This is a genomic window from Paraburkholderia sp. BR13444, from assembly GCF_040948755.1.
Classification (GTDB): Bacteria; Pseudomonadota; Gammaproteobacteria; order Burkholderiales; family Burkholderiaceae; genus Paraburkholderia; species Paraburkholderia youngii.
Map to the genome: position 1 here is coordinate 697565 of NZ_JBFPKM010000001.1, position 26610 is coordinate 724174.

24 protein-coding genes are annotated in these 26610 nt (G+C 62.8%); 7 read left to right on the forward strand and 17 right to left on the reverse strand.

Features of this window, described 5'->3' with window-relative positions:
* Positions 1-180: 180 nt before the first annotated feature.
* A complete protein-coding gene (gene tam / locus AB3X95_RS03105; RefSeq protein ID WP_368620637.1) occupies positions 181-978 on the reverse strand; it encodes a trans-aconitate 2-methyltransferase in 798 nt (265 codons plus the stop codon).
* Positions 979-1072: 94 nt separating this feature from the next.
* Between tam and AB3X95_RS03110 the strand changes: the two genes are divergently transcribed.
* From AB3X95_RS03110 to AB3X95_RS03120, 3 genes are all read left to right on the forward strand, one after another.
* A complete protein-coding gene (locus AB3X95_RS03110; RefSeq protein WP_368620638.1) occupies positions 1073-1972 on the forward strand; it encodes a LysR substrate-binding domain-containing protein in 900 nt (299 codons plus the stop codon).
* An 84-nt stretch (positions 1973-2056) separates the two neighbouring features.
* Positions 2057-2680: a glutathione S-transferase family protein gene (locus tag AB3X95_RS03115; RefSeq protein WP_368620639.1), complete on the forward strand. Its 624-nt coding sequence runs from the start codon at positions 2057-2059 to the stop codon at positions 2678-2680.
* A 223-nt stretch (positions 2681-2903) separates the two neighbouring features.
* Positions 2904-3182 carry a hypothetical protein gene (locus AB3X95_RS03120; protein ID WP_246392042.1) on the forward strand — a complete coding sequence of 93 codons (279 nt, stop codon included), beginning with the start codon at positions 2904-2906 and terminating at the stop codon, positions 3180-3182.
* An 86-nt stretch (positions 3183-3268) separates the two neighbouring features.
* On the opposite strand, the gene fabV is transcribed toward AB3X95_RS03120, so the two are convergent.
* A complete protein-coding gene (gene fabV, locus AB3X95_RS03125) occupies positions 3269-4465 on the reverse strand; it encodes an enoyl-ACP reductase FabV (RefSeq protein WP_176367274.1) in 1197 nt (398 codons plus the stop codon).
* A gap of 134 nt (positions 4466-4599) precedes the next feature.
* Between fabV and AB3X95_RS03130 the strand changes: the two genes are divergently transcribed.
* On the forward strand, positions 4600-7131 hold the full coding sequence (locus AB3X95_RS03130; RefSeq protein ID WP_368620640.1) for a penicillin-binding protein 1A: 2532 nt from the start codon (positions 4600-4602) through the stop codon (positions 7129-7131).
* 53 nt (positions 7132-7184) lie between these two features.
* Here the strand turns inward: AB3X95_RS03130 and AB3X95_RS03135 are convergent, their stop codons facing one another.
* Positions 7185-8537, reverse strand: a complete 1353-nt coding sequence (locus tag AB3X95_RS03135; RefSeq protein ID WP_368620641.1) for an MFS transporter — start codon at positions 8535-8537, stop codon at positions 7185-7187.
* 295 nt (positions 8538-8832) lie between these two features.
* On the opposite strand from AB3X95_RS03135, the gene AB3X95_RS03140 reads away from it, so the two are divergent.
* Positions 8833-9240, forward strand: coding sequence for a hypothetical protein (locus AB3X95_RS03140; RefSeq protein ID WP_368620642.1), 408 nt, complete (start codon positions 8833-8835; stop codon positions 9238-9240).
* A 72-nt stretch (positions 9241-9312) separates the two neighbouring features.
* Here AB3X95_RS03140 and AB3X95_RS03145 read toward each other — a convergent pair whose 3' ends face one another.
* From AB3X95_RS03145 to msuE, 10 genes are all read right to left on the reverse strand, one after another.
* Positions 9313-9759, reverse strand: coding sequence for a cupin domain-containing protein (locus AB3X95_RS03145; RefSeq protein WP_368620643.1), 447 nt, complete (start codon positions 9757-9759; stop codon positions 9313-9315).
* Positions 9760-9763: 4 nt separating this feature from the next.
* Positions 9764-10447 (reverse strand): FMN-dependent NADH-azoreductase, encoded by a 684-nt coding sequence (locus AB3X95_RS03150; protein WP_368620644.1) that lies wholly within the window; start codon positions 10445-10447, stop codon positions 9764-9766.
* Positions 10448-10563: 116 nt separating this feature from the next.
* The gene (locus AB3X95_RS03155) at positions 10564-11634 is read right to left on the reverse strand and encodes a DNA-binding protein (protein WP_368620645.1); all 1071 of its coding nucleotides are present in this window, start codon (positions 11632-11634) and stop codon (positions 10564-10566) included.
* Between the two features lie 379 nt (positions 11635-12013).
* Positions 12014-12802, reverse strand: a complete 789-nt coding sequence (locus tag AB3X95_RS03160; protein WP_368620646.1) for an ABC transporter ATP-binding protein — start codon at positions 12800-12802, stop codon at positions 12014-12016.
* A gap of 3 nt (positions 12803-12805) precedes the next feature.
* Entirely contained in the window at positions 12806-14170 is a 1365-nt protein-coding gene (locus AB3X95_RS03165; protein ID WP_176119780.1) for an ABC transporter substrate-binding protein, read from the reverse strand.
* Positions 14171-14229: 59 nt separating this feature from the next.
* Complete coding sequence (locus AB3X95_RS03170; RefSeq protein WP_176119779.1) at positions 14230-15273, reverse strand: branched-chain amino acid ABC transporter permease; 1044 nt, start codon at positions 15271-15273, stop codon at positions 14230-14232.
* A gap of 10 nt (positions 15274-15283) precedes the next feature.
* Positions 15284-16165: a branched-chain amino acid ABC transporter permease gene (locus AB3X95_RS03175; RefSeq protein WP_176108511.1), complete on the reverse strand. Its 882-nt coding sequence runs from the start codon at positions 16163-16165 to the stop codon at positions 15284-15286.
* Between the two features lie 11 nt (positions 16166-16176).
* Positions 16177-16989 carry an ABC transporter ATP-binding protein gene (locus AB3X95_RS03180; protein WP_368620647.1) on the reverse strand — a complete coding sequence of 271 codons (813 nt, stop codon included), beginning with the start codon at positions 16987-16989 and terminating at the stop codon, positions 16177-16179.
* Positions 16986-18092 carry a dimethylsulfone monooxygenase SfnG gene (gene sfnG, locus AB3X95_RS03185; protein ID WP_176108509.1) on the reverse strand — a complete coding sequence of 369 codons (1107 nt, stop codon included), beginning with the start codon at positions 18090-18092 and terminating at the stop codon, positions 16986-16988. Before sfnG ends, AB3X95_RS03180 begins: the two co-directional genes overlap by 4 nt.
* A 45-nt stretch (positions 18093-18137) precedes the next feature.
* Positions 18138-18722: an FMN reductase gene (gene msuE, locus AB3X95_RS03190; RefSeq protein ID WP_368620773.1), complete on the reverse strand. Its 585-nt coding sequence runs from the start codon at positions 18720-18722 to the stop codon at positions 18138-18140.
* A 631-nt stretch (positions 18723-19353) separates the two neighbouring features.
* Between msuE and AB3X95_RS03195 the strand changes: the two genes are divergently transcribed.
* Together AB3X95_RS03195 and AB3X95_RS03200 are read left to right on the forward strand one after the other, a co-directional pair.
* A complete protein-coding gene (locus AB3X95_RS03195) occupies positions 19354-20595 on the forward strand; it encodes an acyl-CoA dehydrogenase family protein (protein ID WP_368620648.1) in 1242 nt (413 codons plus the stop codon).
* Entirely contained in the window at positions 20592-21719 is a 1128-nt protein-coding gene (locus tag AB3X95_RS03200) for a sigma-54-dependent Fis family transcriptional regulator (RefSeq protein ID WP_176108507.1), read from the forward strand. Before AB3X95_RS03195 ends, AB3X95_RS03200 begins: the two co-directional genes overlap by 4 nt.
* Positions 21720-21783: 64 nt before the next feature.
* Here the strand turns inward: AB3X95_RS03200 and AB3X95_RS03205 are convergent, their stop codons facing one another.
* The 4 genes from AB3X95_RS03205 to AB3X95_RS03220 form a co-directional block, all read right to left on the reverse strand.
* The gene (locus AB3X95_RS03205; protein WP_368620649.1) at positions 21784-23076 is read right to left on the reverse strand and encodes an acyl-CoA dehydrogenase family protein; all 1293 of its coding nucleotides are present in this window, start codon (positions 23074-23076) and stop codon (positions 21784-21786) included.
* Positions 23077-23375: 299 nt separating this feature from the next.
* Positions 23376-25253: a sulfatase-like hydrolase/transferase gene (locus AB3X95_RS03210; protein WP_368620650.1), complete on the reverse strand. Its 1878-nt coding sequence runs from the start codon at positions 25251-25253 to the stop codon at positions 23376-23378.
* A 371-nt stretch (positions 25254-25624) separates the two neighbouring features.
* The gene (locus tag AB3X95_RS03215) at positions 25625-26218 is read right to left on the reverse strand and encodes a type II secretion system protein (protein WP_368588837.1); all 594 of its coding nucleotides are present in this window, start codon (positions 26216-26218) and stop codon (positions 25625-25627) included.
* Positions 26215-26604 carry a type IV pilin protein gene (locus AB3X95_RS03220; RefSeq protein WP_176119772.1) on the reverse strand — a complete coding sequence of 130 codons (390 nt, stop codon included), beginning with the start codon at positions 26602-26604 and terminating at the stop codon, positions 26215-26217. The genes AB3X95_RS03215 and AB3X95_RS03220 overlap by 4 nt, the downstream gene beginning before the upstream one ends.
* Positions 26605-26610: the final 6 nt, after the last annotated feature.

The window sequence follows — 26610 nt, forward strand, 5'->3', positions numbered from 1 at the left end:
TTAGCATGCGGAATTCCCGGGCGGCAATTCCTGACCAACCCTAGCGTGCGGCACCGCAACAGACGGGCTTTCGGGCGATGCATCCGCGACGTGCGCGGGCCGCCCCGATCGAGCTCGGAGCATCCGCCGGAGCCCCGCCGCGCAGCGTTCAGCGGCTTGCGGCGGTTCCGGGGCGCGGCCTCAGCGTTGGCCGCGCGTCGCGACGATGAAAAGCCGCGGAAACGGCAGCAGCACCGTGCCATCGGCGAGCGCAGGGTAGGCTTTGGCGATTTCGTCGCGATAGCGTTGCAGAAACGCGCCGCGTTCGGCGTCGTCGAGCGCGGCCAGAAACGGCCGCAGCGCGCTGCCCTTGAACCATTCGACCACTGTGTCGGGGCCCGCGAGCGGGTGGTGATAGACCGTGCGCCACACGTCGACGCGCTCGCACAGCGGCTTGAGCAGCGCGTAGTACCAGTTCGCGTCGTGGCGCACGGTGCGCTCGACACCCGTCAGCCTGGGCGCCCAAGGCCCGTCGGCGGCGATTTCGCGCAGCAGCCGGTGCGCCGGTTCGTCGAGATTGACGGGCATCTGCACGGCGAGGCTGCCGCCCGTGGCGAGTTTTGCCACCAGCGCGGGGAACAGCCGCTCGTGGTCGGGCACCCATTGGAGCACCGCGTTCGCGAGGATCACATCGAAGGGGCCGCGCGCGTCCCACGTCGACACGTCGCCGACGTCGAAGCGCAATTGCGGCAACCGTCGACGGGCCGCCGCGATCATGTCGGCCGAGCTGTCGATGCCGCTGACCGACGCGCCCGGCACCCGCTCGGCCAGCACCTCGGTCGAGTTGCCCGGTCCGCAGCCGATATCGACCGCGAGCCGCGCACCGTCCAACGGCACCGCCGCAAGCAGATCGCGCACCGGCCGCGTGCGCTCGTTCTCGAACAGCGTGTACTGCTTCGCGTGCCAGTCGCTGTGCTCGTTCGTGGTTTTCTCGGTCATCTTCTGCTCCTTTCGCGGGTTCGTTGTGGCCATTCTCGACCGCGATCAGCCCCGAGTAAAATGAATTTATGATTCCGATTACTTCATTTTTCTAATGAAAATCGACACGCTCGGCGTGCAGGCATTCGTCGCGATTGCCGATCGCGGCAGCTTCCAGAGTGCGGCGGATTCGCTGCACGTGACGCAAACCGCGATCACCCAGCGGCTGCGCAAGCTCGAAACCTATCTCGGCGTCACGCTGATCGAGCGCACCACGCGGTCGATGGCGCTCACCGAAATCGGCCGCAGTTTTCTGCCGCAGGCGCGCCGGCTGCTCGGCGAACTGGCCGACGCGCTCGTCGAAATCCGCGAAACGGGGATCGCGCGACGCGGCGACGTGTCGATCGCGTGCGTGCCGACCGTCGGCGTGCAGTATCTGCCGCGCATCTTGCACGCGTATTCGGCGCGCTATCCGCACAATCGCATCAAGATTCTCGATCATGCGTCGTCGGCGGTCGAGGAGGCCGTGTTGCGCAGGGAGGTCGAGTTCGGTATCAACATCGCGCGCGAGCATCATCCGGATCTCGCCACCGTGCCGCTCACCGAAGACCGCTATGTGCTGATCTGCCACGAAGACCATCCGCTCGCGAAGCGGCGGCGCATCGCATGGCGGCAGTTGCAGCCGTTCCCGCTGATTTTCGCCGGCGAGGTCAGCGGCAATCGCGCGCTGCTCGACGTCGCGTTGGCGTCGAGCGAACTCGCGCTGCGGTCGTTCTACGAGGTGCAGCGCAGTTCGACCGCGCTCGGGCTCGTCGCGCAGCGTGTCGGCGCGGCCGTGGTGCCCGCGCTCGCGCTGCAGAAGGGTGCGTATCCGAGCGTGCGCACCGTCGAGCTCACGCAGCCGACCGTGTCGCGCACGCTGGTGCTGGTCGCGCGCAAGACCGCGCAGTTGTCGCCGGCGGCGCAGGCGCTGTACGACATGATCCGCGAACAGGCGACTCTGAAAACCGGATGACGCCGCGCCGCGCGCGAGGCAAACTCATGGGCTGCTGAGTTTGATCCCTTCAACCTGCTCTACCGACGCGACATACAACCACTGATGCTGCAGATACTCGGCAAGACCACCTCGATCAACGTGCGCAAGGTGCTGTGGACCTGCGCGGAACTCGGGCTTGCGTTCGACCAGCAAGACTGGGGCTCGGGCTTTCGCTCGACCGATGTCGCCGAATTCCGCGCGCTCAATCCGAACGCGATGGTCCCCGTGATTCGCGACGGCGACTTCGTGCTGTGGGAATCGAACTCGATCATCCGTTACCTCGCGAACCGTTATCGCGGTGACGCCCTGTATTCGGCCGATCCGGTCGAGCGCGCGCGCTGCGATCAATGGATCGACTGGCAGGCGAGCGAATTGAACCGCTCGTGGAGCTACGCGTTTCTCGCACTCGTGCGGCACTCGCCCGAGCATCAGGACCCGCGGCAGATCGCCGCGTCGTGTGCGAACTGGTCGAAGCATATGGCGATCGTCGAGCAGCAACTCGCGCGCACCGGCGCGTATATCGCGGGCGACGCGTTCTCGCTCGCCGATATTCCGATCGCGCTGTCCGCGAACCGCTGGCTCGAAACGCCGCAGCAGCACGACGATTTGCCGGCGCTGGCCGCGTATATGGCGCGCCTCGCCCAGCGCGACGGGTATCGCAGGTATTGCCGTAACGGCACGCCGTAATCGTTGATTCACGCGCGCGTCGGCAAACCCGCCGATGCTGGCAGATGCCGCCTTCAATGCTTACGTATTGCTTTCGTTGCCGTGCTCGACGGCTTCTGCGCGGTGCACCCCGCGTCGCCTACAATGGCGCCCATTTAGCGACATTGAAGGTCCAACGATGCGGGTAACGAAATTCGCGCTGGCTGCGCTGACGGCGTGTTTCACTCTGAATGCGAGTGCCGAGATGACTGCCGCCCAGTACAAGAAATGGGCGCACGCCGACAACAACTCGATCTATGCGGCGTACATCACCGGCACGATCAACGCGTTCGGCTGGGCGAACGGCGACCTGGTCTCGCGCAAACAGAGGCAGCTGTTCTGTCCGCCAGAAACGCTCGCGATCGGCAACCAGACGGTTTATCCGCTGCTCGATGCGTTCTTCGCGAACCACCCGGGCATTTCCGACGATTTTCCGATCGGGCTCGCGATTCTGCGCTCGTTGCAGGGCGCGTATCCGTGCTGACGTGTGGGTGGAAGAAGTGAGGGGAGGGAGTCGAGCGGGTGTAACAGCAGGGGCGAACTCGCGAAGCGGGGCCGCCCCTCGGGGGATCAAACCTGAACGAGATTCGGAATCTGCACGTCCGGATTGACGTCCGCATCGTAGTCGACGCCCTTCATTTCAAAGCCGAACAGACGCAGGAAATCGGTCTTGTAGCCGGCGAAATCGGTGAGTTCGTAGATGTTGTCGTTGCTCACCTGGTTCCACAGCTCCTGCACGCGGCCTTGCACCTGTGGATCGAGTTCCTTGTAGTCCGCGCGCAGACGGCCTTCGTCGTCCAGATGCGGCTGGCTGCCATAGAGGCTGTCCTTGTACAGGCCGTAGACCTGTTCGATGCAGCCTTCGTGCGTACCTTTTTCCTTCATCACCTTGAAGAGCAGCGACAGATACAGCGGCATCATCGGAATCGCCGAGCTTGCCTGCGTGACGACCGCCTTCAGCACCGCGACGCGCGCGTCGCCGCCGTTGGCCGCGAGCTTTGCGCGGATGCCGAGCACCTTCTGGTCGAGATCCTTCTTGGCCGCGCCGATCGAGCCGTTCCAGTAGATGTCGTGCGTGATCTTTTCGCCGAGGTAGGTGAATGCGGTGGTCTTCGCGCCGTCGGCGAGCACGCCAGCTTCGCCCAGCGCGTCCATCCACATCTGCCAGTCCTCGCCGCCCATCACCGCGACCGTGTGCGCGATTTCTTCCGGCGTCGCCGGTTCGAGCACGGTTTCCTTGATCACTTCCTTGTCGGTGTCGATGCCGCGCAGGTTGACTGCCTTGCCGATTGGCTTCAGCACCGAGCTGAACACCTCACCGGTTTTCGGATGCTGGCGCTTCGGCGCCGCGAGGCTGTAGACGACCAGATCGACCTCGCCGAGATCGCGCTTGATCACTTCGATGGTGCGCGCCTTCACTTCGTCGGAGAACGCGTCGCCGTTGATGCTGGTCGCGTACAGGCCTTCGGCGTTGGCGAACTTCTCGAACGCCGCGGTGTTGTACCAGCCGGCCGTGCCCGCCTTGGTTTCGCTGCCGGCGCGCTCGAAGAACACGCCGAGGGTCGCCGCGCCCGAGCCGAACGCGGCGCTGATGCGCGCGGCGAGGCCATAGCCGGTAGACGCGCCGATCACGAGTACCTTCTTCGGCCCGTTGGCGATGGGGCCGCGTGCCTTCACATACTCGATCTGTTCCTTGACGTTGGCTTCGCAGCCGGTCGGATGGGTCGATACACAGATGAAGCCACGCACACGCGGTTTGATGATCATGAAGCACCTCTTGTCGGAATTGGCGACATTATAGTGGCCCCGCCGGAGCCGCACGCCATACCGCGAATGGGGCAAAAATCAGCGCACTCCCTACATCTTGGTACGATTGCGCCTTTCCCAGCCGACGACAGCACGTGAAGCGCCTCTTTTCCTCCTTTCTGGCGGCCCTCGACAAAGGGCTGACCCTCGCGAACCCGCTATTCGCGAAGGCCGCATGGCATCTGCGCCACCCGACCCGCCGCACGTTCGCGTGGGGGCTCGCCGCGCTGCCGCTGCTGTTCGTGCTGTACGTGCTGCTGCTGATTCCGTTCACGCCGAGCATCGGCGACATCCGCAAGGCGAAGATCGAGCAGCCCGCGCAGATCCTGTCGGCGGACGGCAAGCTGCTCGCCGAGTTCAAGCCGTCGAACCGCGAGTGGGTCAAGCTGACGGACATCTCGCCGAACGTCGTCAACGCGCTGATCGCGACCGAGGATCACCGCTTCTATCAGCATTTCGGGCTCGACTGGCGGCGCACCGCTTCGGCGGCGCTGCACACGTTCTCCGGCGACCGCCAGGGCGGCTCGACGATCACACAGCAGCTCGCGCGCAATCTGTATCCCGACGAAATCGGCCGCGCGCCGACTCTGACGCGCAAGCTGAAGGAAGCGATCACCGCACTGAAGATCGAGGCGTTCTACACGAAGGACGAGATCCTCGAAACCTACCTGAACACGGTGCCGTTCCTGTACAACGCGTACGGCATCGAAATGGCCGCGCGCACCTATTTCGACAAGTCCGCGTCCGAGCTGAACGTGCTCGAAGCGGCGACGCTGACCGGCATGCTGAAGGGCAACGCGTACTACAACCCGGTGCTGAACCCCGAGCGCGCGTTGCAGCGGCGCAATACGGTGCTCGCGCAGCTGGTCAAGTACGGCAAGCTGACGCCCGCGCAGTACGACGGGCTCGCCCGCAAGCCGCTGCGTCTGGACTTCGAGCGCCAGATCGAGCCGCCCGGACCCGCGCCGCACTTCACGCAGCAACTGCGCAAATGGCTGGTCGCGTGGGCCGATCGCAACGACTACAACATCTATTCCGATGGGCTCGTCGTGCGCACGACGATCGACTCGCGCCTCCAGGCGATGGCGACCCAGGCGGTCACGCTGCAGGGCAACCAGTTGCAGAACATCGCGAACTCGGCGTGGGGCACGCGCGCCGGCTGCTCGGCCGACAAAGACCTGCTGCGCACGTTCCTGCGCGAGACGCCCGACTTCCGCGCGGCCAAAGACACGGGCCTGTCCGACGACGACGCGCTCAAACACCTGCTCGCCGATCGCAAGCTCGTGCAAAGCGTGTGCGATACGAAGACGCGCGTGCAGGCCGACTTCCTGGCGATGGACCCGCGCACCGGCGAGATCAAGGCGTGGGTCGGCAGCCGCGACTTTGGGGTTGATCCGTTCGATCACGTGCAGCAGGCGCGCCGTCAGCCGGGCTCGACGTTCAAGCCGTTCGTCTACGCGGCGGCCTTCGAGGCCGGCGCGAAGCCCGACGACAAACTGCCGGACAATCCGGTCCAGATCGAACTCGCCGGCGGCGAACTCTGGAAGCCGAACGACGAGGACGAGCCGAGCGGCCGCATGATCAGCCTGCGCGATGCGCTGGCGTATTCGCGCAACCGCATCACCGCGCAGGTGATGGAGTCGGTCGGTCCGAACCGGGTCGCGAAGCTCGCGCGCGCGATGGGCGTGCGCGACAGCCAGCTCGACCCGGTGCCGTCGCTCGCGCTCGGCACGAGCCCGGTCACGCTGAAGGAAATGGTGTCGGCGTACAGCACGATCGCGAACCTCGGCGGCTATGTCGAGCCGCTGATGGTCACGCGCATCGAGGATCGCAACGGCAACCTGCTCGCCGAATTCAGCCCGGCCACGCCGAGGCGCGAGATTCCCGCCGACGCGGCGCGCACGCTCGTCGACGTGATGCGCGACGTGGTCAGCCGCGGCACCGGCGCGAGCATCCGCACGCGCTTTGGCGTGCGCGGCGACGTCGCGGGCAAGACCGGCACGACTCAGGGCAACGCGGATGGCTGGTTCATCCTGATGCAGCCGCAATTGGTGGCGGGGGCGTGGGTCGGCTTCAACGACAGTCGCGTGACGTTGCGCAGTGACTACTGGGGGCAGGGCGCGCATAGCGCGCTGCCGATCGTAGGCGATTTCTTCCAGCGCGCGCAGCGCTCGCGGCTCGTCGACAGCCACATGAAGTTCGATACCGCGCAGCAGCCCGGCTGGTTCGCGGAGCGCGCCGAACGCTTGCGCAACTGGATCGAGAGTCTGTTCACGCGCACGCCGGCGCAGCCGGACAAGCAGGTCGTGGCGCGTGCTCCGGCGCGGCGCGCGCCGGTGGCGCCGGTGCAGCCATCGGCGTCCACCGTGGCTGCTCCGGCGGCGTCAGAGGCAGCGGGCGCGTCCGCGGTGCAGGGCGAGGTGCGCGAGTTGCCGCCGTTGCTGCCGGCGCCTGGGTCGGGGTCGGAAGGGGCTCCCACGACGCCGCCCGGTAATGCCGTCGACGGTGAAACGCATGGCGGCGGTACGGCCGCGCTCGCGCCGACCCCGACGCCAGACGACGTCGTACCGCCCGACGCGGGCGGTCAGGGCGGCGCAGGGTCGAACAACGGCAGCGGGGCGAACTGAATGTGACCCGGGCGCGCTGCCCGGGTGCGAATCGAAGCGGGGGAGCCAGAAGGCTAAGGCCTCGCGACGCCCGTTTCACCCGGCCGCCGCGCATGCGGATTGCCATGCGCCGTCTCGAGCGACGTGTCGTGATGCAGCAGCAACACCGCCGCCACACCGATCAGCCCCGCGCCCGCGAGGCATAGCAGCCCGGCGCCGAAGTCGCCGGTGCTGTCCTTGATCCAGCCCATCGCGAACGGGCCGAAGAAACCCGCCAGATTGCCGAGCGAATTGATCGCGGCGATGCCGCCCGCGGCCGCGGCGCCCGACAGGAACGCGGCCGGCAAGGTCCAGATCACCGGCAGGCAACCGAAGATGCCGAAGCCGGCAATCGATAGCGCAATCATCTTAAGCACCGGATTGTCCAGTCCGGCCGAGACCGCGATGCCGCCCGCCGCAATGAACAGCGCAATCGCGACGTGCCAGCGGCGCTCGAGGTGGCGATCCGAATGCCGCCCCCACACGATCATGCCGATGAGCCCGACCACGTACGGCAGCGACGTGACGAAACCCGTCTGCAGATTGGTCAGACCGAAGGCCTTCACGATCTGCGGCAGGAAGAAGCTCAGGCCATAGTTGGTCGCATTCGCGCCAAAATAGATCAGCGCGATGGCGAGCACGCGCGGATTGATCAGCGCCTCCTTCACGCTGAAGTGGCGCACCGCCTCGCGATGCTCGCGCTCCTGCTTCTGGCGTGCGATCAGCCATTCGCGCTCCTCGGTGCTGAGCCAGGTGGCGTCGGCGGGCTTGTCGGTCAAATAGAGCAGCACTGCGACCGACAGGAATACCGCGGGCGCCGCCTCGATCAGATACAGCCACTGCCAGCCGCCGAGTCCACCAATGCCGTCGAGCGACAGCAGTGCGCCGGAGATCGGGCCGCCGATTACAGTCGACAGCGGAATCGCCGCCATGAAATAGCCGACCACGCGCCCGCGATACGCGGCCGGAAACCACAAGGTCAGCAGAAAAATGATGCCCGGGAAAAAGCCGGCCTCGGCAATACCAAGCAGAATGCGCAGGCCGTAAAACACGTGGGCGGGCGAGAGTCCGGTGAAGCGAGAGATGTCCGGGATGAAGGCCATCGCGCCCGCGAGTATGCCCCACGAGAACATGATCCGCGCGATCCAGCGGCGTGCGCCGAATCGTTCGAGCAGCAGGTTCGACGGCACTTCGAAAAAGAAGTACGCGAGAAAGAACACGCCCGCGCCGAAGCCGAACGCGCTCGCGGACAGATCGAGCGCCTTGTTCATCTGCAAGGCCGCGAAGCCGACGTTCACGCGATCCAGATAAGCGATGAAGTAGCACAGCATCAGAAACGGTATGAGCCGCATCGTGACGCGATGAAGGGTACGTGATTCGAGATCCATATATGTCTCCTCCGGTTCGGCGACCGGTGTATGCCGCTATGTGGTGGGGTCCGTCCGCGGTTCGATATGCCTGTCTGTCGAGCAGGCATCGCTACAGACTAAACGCTCACAAGGGATTCCGGAAGTCTTTTGTGAACCACATGGTCCGCTCATTGCCGATGTGGTCACGGCATTGTGGTCATGTCCATTGTTAAGAGCCGCGCAACAGTGTTTTCGGTTGTATCGGCTGATCTTACGCGAACGATTCCGGATAATGACTGCCTGACTAATCAGTTAAAAATGCAGGTGGTTCACGATGTCGAATCAGGGTTCGGACAGTCTTGCCGAAGCGTGCGCAACGGTGCGGGTATGCGAAGCCGAGGGCGTCGCGCGAGTGGCGAGCGCAGAAAGGAAGAGGGCGGCGCTGCTCCTGCGTGTGCGCGGAGCGGTCGCGGTGGCGCTCGCGTGCGCGAGTCTCGTCGGCTGCGCGTCGAGCACGGATGTGGTCGCGAGCGACAAGCCCGGCAGCTACACGGTCGCCGCGAGCGCGACCGGAGGACGCATGGCCTGGGCGCGCGCGCACGAACTCGCGATGAACGAGGCGCGCGACTACTGCGATCGTCGCGGCATGCAAAGCAGCGTGAACAGGGAGACGGTCAGCGGTGTCAGCGCGATGACCGAGCACGCGTCGTCGGTCAGCTTCGAGTGTCATCCGCGCTTCTGATGCCGCGTTGCGCGCAGCTCGTTGCACCTGCATCGATGCGCGCGGGCGGCGAGTGCCGCCGCCCGATGGCGATTACTTTTTATCGAACATCACCAGGTGCTGGTCGTTCGTATCCGCGACGAAAATCGCGAGCAGTTTTGCCGGCTCGGTCGTGCTCGCGTTCCCGCTGACCATGTGATGCGCGCCGGGCTTCTCGGTCCACGATTCGCCCGCGTGGTAGACGCGCTCCCCGCCGCTATCGACACGGCTGCGGATCGCGCCCGACAGCACATAGCCCACCACGAACGCCTGACCATGCCGATGCGGCGCCGACTTGCCGCCCGGCGCATAGTCGACGACGAGCGCCGTCATCGTCTTGCCCGGCACGTTCGCGATCGGGACGGCGAAGGCGGGGGCGATGGTTTCGTGAGGGGCTGCGCTCGCCTCGGCGGTGTCGGCGGCATAGGCGGACTGCAAAGTGCCCGTGATCGCGGCACCGGCGAACAGCGCCGACGCGAATAGAGTGCGGATCGTATTCATAGCTTCACTCCGCGTCAGCCTGGCACAACGCCTCGGCCTGCCGGTTTGCCACGCGTTCGCCTTGCGCCCACTGCGCCGCAACCGTGGCCAATTGTCCACGCGCGCGTTCGAGCGCCGCGGCCCGCGCTTCGGGATTGGCGAACTGCAGCGGCTGCGCATCGACGAAAGTCGGCGCGGCGACGCCAAGAAAACCGAATGCAGCCTTCAGCGCCGGCGTCAGCGCATCCATCGATTCATACGGCGAGCCCGCGCGCAGATCCCCGCCGCGGCTCGTGATGAACAACACCTTGTGCCGGCCGAGCTGCCCGACGATGCGACCGTCTTCCGCGTGCAGGTAGGTCACGCCGGTCCGCGTGATGCTATCGATGAACGCCTTGAACGCCGACGGCATCGACCAGTTGTACATCGGCATGGCGAACACCAGCGCGTCGGCGGCGAGCAGGCGCGCGCATAGCGCATCCGATGACGCCAGCGTCGCTTTCATCGCCGCTGTGCGCTCTTGCGCGGCCGTGTAGGTGGCGATCGCGAACGCTTCGCAGACGTGCGGTGGTGTGTCGACTGTCACGTCCAGATAGTCGACGTCGAACTCGACGCGCTCTTCGCGCAAACGCTCGAGAAAATAGCGGGCGAGCGCGCGGGAATTGGATCGCTCGCGTTTCGCGCTGGCGTCGACGTGCATGATCTTCATGGGGGCCGTCCTTGCGGTGGGTTTAACGTTAGCTCAGGTTAGACGGTCGACTGGCTTGGTGGAATAACCGGTTTTGTGGAATTAGAGGTAGCCACTTATGCCGTTTATGCGCGCTGTTACGACTCGCGTGATTTGACGTTGGTCGAGCGTTTGACGAACGGTCCGCCTGAGAAACCCGCCGTTGCGCGGCCTTGCGCGGATGATTTTTCGCGGGCGCGGCGGGCAGGGCGCGCGGACGTTTTTTCTGTTCGCGCCGTCTCGATCTGCCGCGACAGCGTGTCGATACGCTGGCGTAACAGGTCGGTCGCGGCCACGCGTTCAGCCAGCAACGCGTCCTTTTCCGCAAGCTGTCCGCGGGTCTCGGCATGCCGCGCAGCCGAGGCAGCCAGTTCCGCCTTTATTGCGGCCAACTCGTTGCGCAGCGCGTCGCGCTCGGTTCGCGATTCGGCTTCGAGCGTCGCCGCCCGCTCGTGACTCGCCTGAAGCTCCTTGCGCAGACGTTGCGCTGCGGCCCGTTCACCGTCGATTTCGAGCAATGCGCGCTTTTCCGCAGCGGCGAGCCGCTGCTCGTTCTGCTCGTGCGAACGGCGCAGCTTCGCGAGTTCGTCGGCGAAATCCCGGCGGGCATCGGCGAGCGCGGCGGCGCCTGCCGCGATTTCTTCCTTCGATGCCGTCAGTTGCGCCGTCAGCATGTCGTTGGCGGTCTGCAGTTCGACGATGCGCGCCTCGAGCCCGGCGAGCCGCGCACGCAGGGTCGCGGCGTCGTTGGCCGACTTTTCGGCCTGCTCGACGGCTTCCTGACGCTGCCTGTCCCGTTGCTCGGCCTGTTTTTGCGCCGCGGAGATTTGGGCGTCGGCGTCCTGCCTGAACACGTCTAACGCAGCGTTCGCGGCGTCGCTCGACAGCCGCCACAGCTGCGCCGCGAACTCGCCGGCGGCCGTTGCAACCTCAGCCGGCAAATCCGGACGGCCGACATCGACACGCGTTTTGTCACGCACGTCGGTCCAGAAATCGCGCAACGCCTTGGCCGGCGCGCTCATGCTGCCTTTACGCACCAATTGATACAGGCGGTTTGCGGTCGGCGTTTCGCCGTAGCGGAAAAACAGCAACGCGCAGACTTCGCGATAAAGCGCCTGCGTGTCGGACGCATTTTGGCGGGCGACTTCGATGTCGGCTTCGAGGGTCATGGTGGTACCGGCCTGGAAAATATGGATTGCGTGGATAATACAACGTAAAACGCCAGAAACACTACGCATTCGTGCCTCAAAAACGACATTAGTACTATAATGTCGTGTTCACGGTATATTTGAACTTGGTCGAAACCACCGAGCGAAGTCCGTAACGCGACCAGAACCGACGTCGCGTCAGCGGCGCGCCGCTCGCCGCGACCACAAGGATCGAGGCGGCCGCTGCCCGTGGGAATCGGCACACCGTCTTAGCCACGCAGGTCGGCAGCGACACCGATTTCGCCGAGGTAGGCCATGGTCGGGGCTCGTCCGCTCGACGACTCGCCGAGATAGCGCGTGTCGCCCGATGTCGGCAAAAATCAGAAGATGTCGGGATTCATCAAAGTGTCAATGCGGAAGTGGAAGAGCACTGCTCGGGGCGCCGCCCGGACCGGCCCAGGTAAGCATCGCGCAACGTCTCCAGGTCCAGCAGTTGGGCGGCGCTGCCCTGCGCGGCCACCGTGCCGTTCTCAAGCACGTAACCGCGGTGGGCATAGCGCAGCGCCACCGTTGCGTTCTGCTCGGCAAGCAGGAAGCTGACGCCGTCGCGATTGAGCGCCGCCACTATCTCGAAGATCTCCTCGACGATCTGCGGAGCCAGACCCATCGACGGTTCGTCAAGCAGAACCAGCGTCGGTCTGGCCATCAGCGCGCGCCCGATCGCGAGCATCTGCTGCTCGCCGCCGGACGCGTAGCCGGCCGGCAGCCTTCGGCGCAGCTTCAGCCGCGGGAAGGTCGCATAGATCCGTTCGAGATCCGCTTCGAGCTCCGCGCGCCGGCCACGCCGCACGAATCCGCCAAGACGCAGATTTTCCTCGACGCTGAGATGGCCGAAGCAGCGGCGCCCTTCGAGGACCTGTACAAGGCCGCGCTCGACGAGTCGCCACGGCTCATCGCGGGCGATGTCGACGCCATTGAACGCAATGCGCCCCGACGTCATCTCGCCGCGTTCGGCATGCAGCAGGCGCGAAATTGCTTTCAGCGTGGTCGTCTTGCCGGCACCGTTGCCGCCGAGCAGCGCGACGATCTCGCCGGCGTCGACGTGCAGCGACACGTCATGCAAAGCCACAATGATCTGCTGCCATGACACGGCGAGTGAGGTCGCTTCGAGCAATCGGGCAGCGGCCATCGCTTAGAGCTCCTTCTGGCAGTCGCGAGGCGTGATGCCTTTTTCCTTCGCGTAAGCGTTCGCCGATTTTTCGATGATCGGCCGCAACAGTGCGCGATCGGCCTGGACCCAGTCGCTGATGACCTTCCAGTGTTGTCCGTCCCATTGCTGGAAGCGCACCGCCCCGCCGCCTTCGTGGTCCTCGCAGGTCAGCTTCAAAGGCTGGACGAGGCCAAGCGCGCCCAGCTGTTTGAGTCGTGCGTCGTCGAGGTTCAGATGTTCGAAGCCCCAGCGGACCTGCTCGCCGCTCAACGGTTTGTTGCCGAACTTCTTCTGCGCGGTGCGCAGCGCTTCGACATTCAGGATCCCGTTCACGACGCCAAGGTTGTAATAGACCGTGCCGAAGCGTGCCGGATCCTTCAGATCACCGTTGCCGGCCTTGATCACGTACTGGTCGATCGCCTGAAGCACCGGATATTCAGTGCCGGACGGGTGTGTCGTGATCGAGATGAAGCCCTTGGCCGCCTCACCCGCGGGTCGAACGTCTTCTTCCGAATTGCTCCAGATATTGCCGATGATGTGATCGGTCGGATAACCGACCTTCTGGGCGCTTTTCAGCGCCACGGGATTCATCACACCCCAACCCCGCAAGATCACCCAGTCCGGTGCGATCTGGCGGATCTTCAGCCACTGCGAGCCCTGCTCGTTGCCCGGATGCGGTACCTCGATCTGCGTGACCTCGAAACCATACTTCTTCGCGAGCAGGTCGACCACCGGAATCGTTTCACGTCCGTAAGGCGAGCCGTGGTAAAGCACGACGATCTTCCTGCCTTTGAGGTGCTCCAGGCCGCCAGAGCGTTGTCCGATGTAGTTCACGATCGCCGACACTTCGCTGTACGGATTGAGCTGCAGCGGGAACACATATGGAAAGACCGCGCCGTCGGTCGAATCGGTCCGGCCGTGATTGATCGTAATCAGCGGCAGCTTGTCTGCGCTCGAGCGATCGAGTGTTGCGTAGGCAATGCCGACAGACAACGGATTGGTTGCCGCGGTCGGTGCGCCGTCCGGACCGCTGTTCTTCAGACGTTCGTAGCACTCGACGCCCTTCTCGACCACGTACTCCGTTTCGCACTCTTTCCAGACCAGCTTGACGCCGTTGACCCCGCCGTCGCGAGCATTGATCAACTTCATGTAGTCGATAAAGCCGCCGAAGAATCCCGTGCCGCCGGCTGCATACGGTCCAACCCGATAGCTTTGCAACGGAAAATATTCGGTTCCGCCGGCATGCGCCTGCGATATCGCCACACCGGCAAGTGCCACGCTCGCGGCGAACAGGCGCAGAAGTTTGCCAGGTCCACCGGCGTTGAGTCGAGTAATGTAAGTAGCCATACTGATGTTTTCCGTCTGATTGATGAGTCGAAAGCTGGGAAGATTCAGGAAAGACTGTGTTAGCGCCCTTCCGGCCGTCTCGTTCGGCTGCGGCGCGCAACCTGAACGAGCCGGGCGAGACCATCGGGTTCCTTGATGAGAAACACAATGATCAAGGTGCCAAAGATGATCTTTTGCAGGTTCTGCAACTGGTCGGCCCCAATGCCGATCTGTGCGAGCGCGGTCGCGGCATTCGACAGCAGGATTGGCAGCAAAACGATGAATGCGGCGCCGTAGAGGTTGCCGCTGATACTGCCCATGCCGCCGATAATGATGATGAAAAGAACCTGAAACGACAGATTCAGACTGAAGCCGTCCGGCTCGACCGTACCGAGGTAGGCGAATGCCCAAAGCGCTCCCGCTATGCCGAGCACGAAGGAACTGAGCGCGAACGCAAGCAGCTTGCTCTGTCCGACCGGAATGCCGATCACGCGTGCGGCGATATCCATGTCGCGCACCGCCATCCAGCGGCGGCCGAGATCGCTGCGCACGACACTCGCGCCGAGCAGGAACAGCACCACCACGACGCCGAGCACGAACAGATAGCGTGCGGCCGGTGTATCGATTTGCCAGTGGCCGATTGCAAGGCGCGGCGCGCTAAGCACGCCCGACGTATCGTTATTGGAGAACCAGCTGACGCGAGTAAAGATCCAGACCACGAAGAACTGCGCGGCCAGGGTCGAAACAATCAGATAGAAGCCGCGGATGCGTAGGCTCGGCAAACCGAACAGCACCCCTACTGCCGCGCTGATGAAGCCACCGAGCAGCAGTGCAACAGGCAGCGGCAGCGCGGGTAGCCGGACCAACAGGTTATAAGCCGCGTACGCTCCCACCGACATAAAGGCGGCCGAACCGAGCGACAACTGCCCGGCATAGCCGGTCAGGAAGTTCAACCCCAACCCTGCCAGTGAAAGAATCAGGAATGGGACGAGGATCGCGTTGAGCCAATAATCGTTGGAGACCAACGGCACGGCCACGAACGCTACCAGTACGAGCGAGAACGGCGTCAGCCAGCGCTTGAGATCCGCGCGTCGCGCGTCGAAGGTTGTGCGGGTCAGTTCCATCTTGTCTCCATCAAACGCGTTCCACCGCCGGTTCGCCGAACAGCCCAGCCGGGCGAGCCAGCAGGAATAGCATCGCGATGACATAGGGGAACCAGTTCTCGATGCCATCGCCAATGACTGCGCCGAGATAAACCTCAGCGAGCTTTTCGCTAGCGCCCACCAGCAGTCCGCCGACGATCGCGCCAGTGATCGAAGAAAATCCACCGATGATCAATACCGGCAGCGCTTTCAGGACCACCAGCGACAGCGAGAACTGCACGCCCAGACGCGCGCCCCAAAGTAGTCCCGCGACGAGGCTCACGAAGCCGGCCAGTGCCCAGACGATTGCCCAGACCTGTGGAAGCCGCACCCCGACCGCGAGCGCGGCCAGCGGATCGTCGGCGACCGCGCGCAGCTTCAGGCCGAGACGCGAATAGCGGGTCAACGCGCTTAGCCCGATCACCAGTGCGCCGGCGACAGCCGCCGCGAAGAGGTCGAACTTACTGATCATGACGCCGCCCAGGCGCAACGGCTTGTCATCGATACCCAGCTCGAGCCCGTGCACCTGTGCTCCCCATAACAGTTGCGCGGCCCCTTCCAGGATCAGACTCAGGCCGAGCGTCGCCATGAACAGCGTGATCGGTGGTCGATTGACGAGCGGCCGCAGCACCAGCCGTCCGGTGAGCACCGCGATGACGACCAGCGCCGCCAGCGTGATCAGGATCGCGAGCCACGGGGCTATCCCGCGTTCGACCATGCACACATAGGTCAGCGCGCCAAACAGCACCAGCGCTCCCTGAGCGAAATTAAAGATCCCGGATGCCTTGTAGATCAGCACGAAGCCGATCGCAACGACCGAATACATCGCACCGGCAAGCAGGCCGCCCACCAATACTTCGACAAAGAATTCCATCGACTGGTCCCTCAGGCGTGGACTGACGTGCTCGCGTCGTGACGCGTACCGAGATAGGCCGCTAGCACGTCATCATTCGTGCGGACCTGGTCGGGCGTGCCGTCCGCGATCTTTTTCCCGTAGTCGAGCACCACGACATGATCGGACAGTCCCATCACTACGCCGATGTCGTGCTCGATCAGTACCACCGTGACACCGAACTGCGAGTTCACCTCGCGTATCGTGCGAGCCATCTCCTGTTTCTCGGCCGCATTCATGCCCGCCATTGGCTCGTCGAGCAGCAGAAGGCGCGGCTTGGCGGCGACTGCACGCGCCAGTTCAACGCGCTTTTGCAGCCCGTAAGGCAGCGTGCCCACGGCGGCGTCGCGGTAGCGCTCCAGCTTCAGTGCATCGATCACCTCACTCGCATACCTGCGTTGCTCTGCGTCGTCCCGGCGCGCGCGCCCGACGCGCAAAACCTGCTCGATCCAGCTGCTGCGCCGATGCAAACTGCGGCCCGTCAGCACGTTGTCGAGCACGCTCATGCGGCGGAACAGCGCGAGGTTCTGGAACGTTCGCGCGATACCGAGGTGAGCCGCACGGTAGGGATCGATGTGCCGATACGCGAGGCCGTCGAAGCGAACGACTCCCTGTTGTGCCCGATACACGCCATTGATCACGTTGAGAAGCGAACTCTTGCCTGCGCCATTCGGACCGATGAGCGCGCAGATTTCTCCGCGCGCCACCGAGAAGCCAATGTCGGTTATCGCCTTGACGCCCTTGAACGATAGCGAGATGTGTTCAAGGGCGAGCAACGGCGCTGCCGAGGTAGTCGCCTGCGTCATGCCAGGGCCGGCTGACGACGGCTCTCCAGTTCGCGAACCAGCGGAAGCACTTTGGCGCCGAAGTATTCGACTTCTTCGATGAAATGCAAGAAGCCGGTCAGTACCAGATCGACGCCGATCGCCTTAAGTTCGACGATGCGCTCGGCGATCTGCTGCGGCGTACCGATCAGATTGGTGCGGAAGCCGTCGTTGTACTGGACCAGATCTTCAAATGTGGATTTCGCCCAGTTGCCCTCGCCTTCAGGCGATGCGCTACCGGCCTGCTTGACCGCGTCGCCGAACGCATGGACCGCTTCCACATGTGCGTTGGCAATGATGTCGTCGAGCACGGCACGCGCTTCGGCTTCCGTGTCACGGGCGATCACGAACGCGTTCACGCCAATGCGCACCTGATGGCCGTTCGCTGCGGCCTTGGCGCGAATATCATCGATCTGCGCTTTGAGGTTTTCGGGCGTATTGCCGTTCGTGAAATACCAGTCGGACACACTCGCTGCGTTGTCGCGGGCAGCGCGCGAGCTGCCACCCTGAAAGATTTCGGGGTGCGGCTTTTGCACCGGCTTCGGACTCAGCGTGTAGTCGTTGAAGCGGTAGAAGTCGCCCTTGAACGTGAAGTTGTCCTGCGTCCAGATCCCCTTGAGCGCCTGAATGAATTCCCTGGAACGGCGATACCGTTCATCGTGCTCGAGCCAGGGTTCGCCGATCGCGGTGAATTCGCCCTTAAACCAGCCGCTAACGACGTTGATCGCGATCCGGCCATTCGAGATGTGATCGATCGTCGCGAGCTGCTTGGCGACCACCGCGGGATGCCACGGTCCGGGCAAAATCGCTGCAAGTACCTTGAGACGGGTCGTGGCGTGCAGCAACGCCTGGCTGAACGAGACCGACTCGTGCTGATGCTCGGCGCCATAGCCGGCCGTAAAGCGGATCTGGCTCAGCGCGTACTCGAAGCCTGCCCGTTCGGCGGCCTGGGCGAGACGCTGGTTGTATTCAAGGCTCCAGTCGGTGCGTTGTTCGATCGTGCTGACTACCAGGCCGCCGCTTACATTCGGTACCCAGTAAGCAAATTTGACGGCGTCTTGCGAGGTGGACAGGTTATGTGTCATGGAAGCAGATCTCGTCGAAATAGGAATGGTGTTACAGGGCAGATGTCATGCTGCGATCTGGACGTCGGCACGGCGCGGCCGTTGCGCGATGAGTGGCGCAGCACGCTCGATCGCGAGCGCGATGCGCGCGCTCAGCAGCGGACTGCTGACGCGGTGGTCATTGAAATCCGCCTCGGATCCATACACGCCGACAGGAAGCGTATGGGCCTGGAAAAAGCTCAGCAGTGGTCGCAACTGGTGGTCGATCACCAGCGCATGCCGCTCGCTGCCGCCGGTGGCAGCAAGCAGTACTGGCACGTCGAACAAGGTTTCGTGATGAACCAGATCGAAAAGATGCTTGAAGAGGCCCGTATAGGATGCGCGGTACACCGGGCTTGCAACGATCAGCGCGTCGGCTGTCTCGATCGCGCGCAAATGGGCTTCCAGGTCGCGGGTGGCACTCACGCGCGAAAACGTACGCGCTAGCGGTTCGGAGATTTCACCGAGATCCACGAGGTGAGAATGCACGTTGTGCTTATCGGCTACGAGCGCACGCTCGAGCCCCGTGAGCAAACTAACGGTAAGCGCACGCGTTCTCGAAGGTTGTTGCAAGCTTCCCGAAACCGCGACGATACGTAATGGTGTGGTCATAACAATTCCTCTCATCCTCGAAACGCACCGTACTCTCGGGAATTCGATCCGGCGACGGTGCGGGTTGATATAAGGCAAGCAATATGCCAATTGCGATGTGTTTCTCGACTACCGCTGCAAACCCCGGCGCTCAGGCTTGGACGGCCTTTGAAAATTCAATACGACAGGTCATTCGCTTAGTAACGCAAAGCATATTCATCGAGCGTATGAACGCTGTGGAGCAATCTGCTTGCGGTGTGCTGCCAGGCGAACAGCAGCAATTCAGATATGAATAGAAAGACGGTTTGAGAATGCTTTCGTTGAGCGCCCAATTGCCCAGGTCCCGGACCTCGTAGTCGATCGGATCATGCAACGTGTGCATGGAGTCGGGGTTCCCCCACCGTCAACTGCTGGACCAGCAGAATGTGAGCGAACTGCTCCTGGGTCAGCAACGCCGTGACGGATATGGGAGCTCTTTAACACCGCGCCGCTGCACAAGCAGCATTTGGACTTTGAATATGAGAAATCAATGTTTCCAGCGCCGCAGCGGAGATGGAACACTTGCTGCTCGATCAGCAATCCGGACCAGCGTCGTTGCACGATCGGGCCTCAACCGGGCTCGGTCGTAAAGCGGGTGGTCCAGTCCATACAGATGGCCCAGCTCGTCTCCAGTCCAGCAACGCACGAAGAGCCGCACCCATCGGTGCAGCACCTGAATGAGAACGCTCGATCGCGCTCGACGCCACAGCAGATCGCCGCGGATCTCGCCGCCCGCTTTTCGTTGACCGCGGTCGAACGGGATCAGCGCGGCGGGACGCCAAAACCGGAGCGCGACGCGCTGCGCGCCAGTGGCCTGCTGGCTCTCAGCATTCCATCTGAATATGGCGGACGAGGCGCTACCTGGCAGACGACCCTTGACGTTGTCCGCATCATTGCTGCGGCCGACGGCTCGCTCGCGCACGTATTCGCGTTTCATCATCTGATGCTCGCGACGGTACGGCTGTTCGGAACCGAGCAGCAGTGGGGATCATGGTTCGAAAAGACGGCCCGCCACGACTGGTTCTGGGGCAATGCACTCAATCCGCTCGACGACCGGACAATCAGCCGGAGCCGCGAGGACTGGCTCGAATTCTCCGGCCAGAAGAGTTTCTGTTCGGGGGCGCTCGACTCGGAAATGCTGATCGCGTCCGCGCGCGACGCGCTGACGAACGCGTTTCTGGTCGCCGCCGTGCCAACGCAACGCAGCGGCATCGCGGTCGCGGACGACTGGGACAACATCGGGCAGCGTCAGACTGACAGCGGAACCGTGACCTTCGAAAGAGTCCGGGTCGATCATCATGAAGTGCTCATCGAACCCGGCCCGCTGTCAACGCCGTTCGCATGCTTGCGGCCGCTCATCGCGCAGTTGAGCCTTGCGCACGTTTATCTCGGCATTAGCGAAGCCGCCTTCGAAGACGCACGCCATTACACGTTGAATGAAGCGCGTCCATGGCCGGCGTCGAAGCTCGCAAGCGTCGGCGACGATCCCTACATACTCGGCCAGTACGGCGAGTTCTGGGTCGGACTCGAAGCCGTGCGGACGCTGGCCGCACGGGCCGCTGACCGGCTCGACAGCGCATGGGCCCGGGGCAGCGCGCTGAGCGAGGCCGAACGCGGCGAAGTCGCGCTGGCAATAGCGACCGCGAAAGTCGCTGCCGCGCAGACAGGACTCGTCATCTGTACGCGGATGTTCGATGTCGCCGGAGCACGAGCGACGCACGGCTCGCTTAGGCTAGACCGCTACTGGCGCAATCTGCGCACTCATACGTTGCATGATCCTCTTGCCTACAAGATGCGGGAAATTGGCGAGTGGGCCCTCAAACGAATCTATCCGACGCCGAGCTTCTACTCATGAACGCCTCACTTACCGACGTATGGGACAACGGCCTCGTTGAGCCGGTCTCTCCCGCTGGCGCACTGCCCCATGTGTACAGCCTGCCGAATCCGCGCGGGCTGAGCAAGTCGATTCGGGGGCGCGCACAAGTGTTTGTCGATCCGCGCTCGCTGGCTCTGCTTGAACGGGTGCAAAGGGTCGCGCCGAGTGACGCAAACATTCTGATCTCCGGCGAAACGGGTACCGGCAAGGAACTGATTGCCCGTCACGTGCATGGTCTCAGTCAACGTAAGGACAAGCCGTTTGTCGCCGTCAATTGCGGCGCGTTCTCCGAGACGCTGGTCGAGAGCGAGCTGTTCGGGCACGAGAAAGGCGCGTTCACCGGTGCGTTCAGCGCGAAGCCGGGCTGGTTTGAAGCAGCGAATGGCGGCACGCTGTTTCTGGACGAGATCGGCGACCTGCCGCTGTCGATGCAGGTCAAACTGTTGCGCGTACTGCAGGAGCGGGAGGTCGTGCGGCTTGGCTCGAGACAGAGCCTGCCAATCGACGTGCGCGTGGTGGCGGCGACCAACGTCCATCTGCCGCAGGCGGTGGCCGCCGGCCATTTTCGGGGCGACCTTTACTATCGGCTTAACGTCGTCCAGCTGGACGTCCCGAAGCTCTGTGAGCGACCCGGCGATATCCTGCCGCTGGCGCGCTATTTCATCGACGATTACCGCGGTCGTCTCGGTTACGGGCCGCGCGAGATCGCGCCACAAGCGGAGCGCAGACTGCTAGCGCATCGCTGGCCCGGCAATATCCGGGAACTCGAAAACGTCATTCATCACGCACTGCTGGTGGGCCGCCACGATACTTTGCAGGAAAGCGACGTACAGCTTGCGGCGTGCGCCCCACCCGCAATCGATCGCCTGCCACGTCCTGACGCACTGACACAGGACGCACAACAGGCCCTCGAAGCCGCTTTGCGAGACCTTCTCGAGACCGAACGCGAAAATCTGTTTGAAGACATCGAGAATACCGTCATCAGGGTTGCATATGAGTACAGCCACCGCAACCAGATTCAGGCTGCAAGGCTGCTGGGGATCAGTCGCAACGTGCTGCGAGCAAGGTTGATTCGGGCGAAGGAGATTGCCGCGCTCAAATAACGGGCAGCCTGCATAGCCGCGCATCGCGCGGCTTGCTTCCCCCTCGCGTTTCTCGCGGCCTTCGCTAGGCAACTGACTCGTTCGCGGCTGATTCCGTCGTAGTCGGCCCCGCCCCGATCTGCCATACATAGGGTGGCTCCGTGCGGTTGATTTCCCAATCGCCAACGATCCTCGCTTTGTAGATTAGCGGGTTGTGCGATGCCGCGGTTCGGGCATTACGCCAGTGGCGATCGAGACGGCGGGCCTCGCTGGTGCCCGATGCGCTGAGCGCGTTGAACAGATCGGTCGTAGCTTTGAGAATCAGCTCACTGACAACGACTTGTGCGCGCGCGGAGTCGAGTTCCGCTGCGATGTTAGCTCCGTGCTCAGCCTCCGCATTCCCGCCGAAACGTGCTTCGTAGGCGCTTTGAGCCGCCTCCGCCGCCTGAACGGTAGCCGCCTCGGCCGCGAAAACGCGCGCGCCTATCTCGCCGACGACCTGCTGCACCTGTGCATCGCGGGCGACCGACGGCGCGTTGCCGTGACTGAAAATGCGGCGGCGTGAGCGGACCTCGTGCGAGACGTCACGCAGCGCGGCTCGGCCCACGCCGGTCAGCACCACCAGCAGCACGAGCTGATAGAAGGCAGTCTGATACTTGAAGCGGGTGGAGAAATCAATGATGTTCTCCGCCTCGACGAGTGCCGAGTCGAAACGGGTGGTGCCGCTGCCTGTCGAGCGCTGACCAAAGCCATCCCAATCGTCGCTGCGAGTGACACCGGGCTGGTCGGTGCGGACCGCCGCGATGACGTTGCGCCCATCGTCGTCGAGCTGAGCGAATACGTCGATCCAGTCCGCGAAAATGGTCCCTGTGGAGTAATACTTCTCTCCTGTGACGAGCCAGCGCTCGCCGTCGCGTTTGACGCGGGTTTGCACCTCGCCGATCGAGACATTCCCGACTTCGGTCCAGGCGTTACCGATGATCTCCCCCGCTACGAAACGAGCAAACCAGCGCTCGCGGTTTGCGTCAGCTGGAGCATTCAGCCGATCCTCCACGAACGCAAAATGCCCGCGAAGCGCCTGTGGCAGGTTCGAATCCGCCTCGCCCAGTTCGATCAGCAAACGGATCAGGTCGGGCAAAGATGCGCCTGCGCCACCGTGTTCGACCGGTACGCGAACGGCGCCGAAGCCTGCCTCCTTGAGCCACTTGATTGGGTCATAAGGCAAAGCGCGTCGTTGCTCGCGATCGAGCGTGCCATCCGCGATCTTCTGAAAGATCGGCCGGAAACGCGCGGATAGTTGCTCGTAGTCCGCACCGCGGGACAAGGAAGCGAAGGCGAGGACGGGTTCGGTTATATCTGATCGATGCAAAGTAGCCATGTGTTCTCCGGAGTGAAGGCGTGCCTCCATGAAGCCTCGCCATGCCATAAACACCTGCACATTGCGTACCAGTTCGCCAGACCCAAGCACATCGGCGACGGCCCAGTTTTTCCCGCAAGCACCGTGCTGTTCAGACAGCAAAGTGCTGCGTGTAAGCTGATAGAGCCGCAGTCAACAGATTGGATGCTACTGTACGGCCTTTGTCGCACGTGCGTCTGCTCAAAGGATCTTCGAATTCGTCAGCACGCCCCCTTTTCACAAATAGCCGCCGATCCTCCGGCGCAAGCCTCGCCCCGACGTCAGATATCGCCGATCGACAGTGGCAATTGCGGTTCGCTCACGCCCCCGGCATTAATCAACCTGACGTAGCTCACATATCTCGCCTCGGCGAGCGTCTGGGCAGCCACCAACTTCCCGGGCAGCGGCGCCCTCAACTCGTTAGGCAAAATATCCGTCAGCAGCTGGTGATAGAGCACTCGGGCCGCTGGATCGCGGTAACGGTTATCAAGTTCCAGTTGTCCTGCCGTCGTCGCATAGTCGTAGTACTCGAGTTGGCTTCGGCCCGAGATGGTCGTCGACTCCGGTGCCCAGAACGAATAGGTGCCAAGCTTGTTCGCCTGAGTGCGTACACCAATGATATGCGTCGGCGTACTGGACGCGTTTGGTATGTACGACTCAGGCAGTGTTTCGTCGGTCGTGAAGGTGACATAGGGCCGGCCGGCTGCCGAATCGCTTTTCAGCATCGGAAGAAGATCATGCCTGCCGCCGTACAACTGCGCGTAGTCGCCCGTTAGCCAATTGCGGTTACCGCCGTTGCCTATCGTCACCAGCATCGGAAGAATGTCGACTGAAGAAGTCAGGCCGTCGCGGATCTTGTCGACGTCGCCCGCATACTGTCCCGTAGGATCAACCACGATCAACGGGATGTTGTACGCCTCTTCGTAGCATGTCGAGGTCTTGCCGGACACCATACCGTGCGCGCCAGCGTATTCGCCGTGGTCGGACGTCAGGATAATGAGCGTGTTGCGCGCGACATCGTGAGGCAGCGAGTGGACGATCTCGCCAATCCGTTCGTCGACGTCTGTCAGTATCTGCGTGTACGACTCGAGGCTACGCTTCCAGTAACTGAATGGCGATTTGCCGATCCCTTTCGTCACGCCCTGGATCGGCACAGGATATTCAGTGATGACGAAGTCGGCGCTATCCGGATCATCCTGAACACCACCCCATATAGCCTCCTGGATCATTCTGTTGAACGCCTGCGCTGCCGGCTTGGTGCGCTGGATGCGATCGGCCGACTCCCAGTTCGGCGGGACCGCCGCGTACGCCAGCGTCGGTGGATTCTTGAGTGGATTGGTATTCCAATCGTAGTTCGGCGGCCCTACCGTGTAGTCCCGCCATTGCTGATAACCGTTGGGGTTGTAGTTCGAGTTCGCGAAATAATCATGGTAAGTCTGGAATTCCGTTCCCGCCGGGAAGAACTCTTTGTCGTGAGGGTTCACGAGGCCTACGGTCAAACACCAGGGTGCTTCGTTCGGCTTACGCTGGCCGAGCCACGCTACCGCCTGATTGGCGATGTACTCGTCGCTGTAGTACAGGTTGGGAATATCGCCGACGGTGCCCTGCAGGTTGCTGCCAGTTGGATCAGGGAAAGTCATCGCCTGAAATCCGTACTCCTGAAGCTCGCGCTGTCCCTGGACGGTGACCGACAGATGCCATTTGCCGATGTAGGGCGTCGAATAACCGAGGTTGCGCAGCAGCTTGCCATAGGTCGGAAACACCCGGCTGAGCGTTGGTTGAAGCGAACCTTTACTTGACGGATTATCGAAGATAGTCGTCAGCACCCAGGTTTGCTGCGAGTAAAGACCAGTAACCAAAGTGCCACGTGCTGGCGTACATGCGGAGGCGGCCGTGTAGTGTCCGGCGAACTTAACGCCCCTTCTCCAGAGGGAATGCGTTTGAGGCATGAAATGCCTGAGGAAGTCGCCCGGACTGTTGATTCCCGCCGGGAACACACGCGGGTAGCGCATCTCGTCAAGCAGAATGAACAGAATGTTGGGGGTTCCCTTGTGCGCGGCGTCGCCCGTGGACGCCCCGGATGCGCCAAGCGCGAGCTTTGGCGTAGTCAGTGCAGCGCCTATCGCCGATGTCTTCTTGATAAATTCGCGACGGTCCATAATCGTTTCTCCATGTTAGATAGAACGACGAAGGCATCTGCCCTGTCGCGTTGCAGCGCAGTGGAGGCGATTCAATCAGCGTTGATTTATATGAAGAGACCTCTGTTCGGTCTCCTCTGAATTGTCCGGTTAAAGGGACGCGCGGTCCGCTTTTCTGAATTGATGTTTTCAGACCTGAGCCGGCAAAGAGAGGATGCGGGGAAGGCTGTGCGTTTGATGCTAGTTTCTTCTGCAGGCGACGGAAGAGGAAACGTCGAGATATGTGCGGTAGCGCACATTGTTCTCTTGCCGTCCCTGCACCGCCAGTGATGATCGCTTCGCCGGCGTAAGCAATGGATTCGGCCATAAGCGCCAACCGGACGGCTGTCCGCTCAGCGCAAGCCGCCCACGCTGCGCCCGTTGAAAGTGGGCAACGAGCCGTTCAGCGGATCGAAGGAGGTCGGCGGTTTCGGCGGCGCGCTCAGCGTGTTCGTGTAGTTGCGCACGACAGGCGGCAAATAGAAAAACTGCCAGCCGCCATAGGTCTTCTGATTTTCGAAGTCCTGATAGAGAAGCGGAAAACCAGCGCGTTTGATCGGCAAGTCGGTGGAACTGCTATACACGCCGTATATGCGCGCGCCCTGTTGCATAAAAACCCAATCGTTCTTACCCGTCACCGGATCCGGATAGGCGCGGCGCAAATGATGCAGCGGCGCCGGAAAACGCGAGTCGTCGAGCAGTTCGTCAATCGACGCCGGCAGCGCCCTTCCAGCGCGGTAGTAGCGAAGAATCGCGAGCCGGTACTGATTGCCTACGAACAGCAGTTGCCGCTCCCGTTCGCGCTGCCGCTCAAGCGACCACACGTCGAGCGCGCCCATCAATGCGATCGACATCAGCATCAGCGCAATCAGGAGCGCCAGCAGAACCATTCCATTTTCGCGAGCGACAGGGCGACGTCTGATTGCCCGCGGGCTCACATCGCTCATTGCGCCGCTCCCGCCCGATCTTTCGGCATCCCCTGCGGACTGCTCGCCGGCATGACGTCGTAGACACCCGTCTTGCTCTCGTCAGGCGATGCCACCGCCGCCCATTTATCGTCACCGTTGACGGGATCGACCGGAATTGCGCGCAGATAGTGCCTTGTCACCAGATCGTCGAGCGTGTCCGGGTATTGTCCGTTGTCGCCATAGTATTTGTCGATGGCGTCACGCATCACCGCCAGGTTCTGTTGACGCACTTGCTCCTTGCCGCGCTCGATACTGTGCATGTAACGGGGCAATGCAACCGTCAGCAACAGACCGATGATCGCCATGACGACCACCAGTTCAATCAATGTGAAGCCTCTGGCTTTACGCGCGCGCACGGTTGTCATGATGCG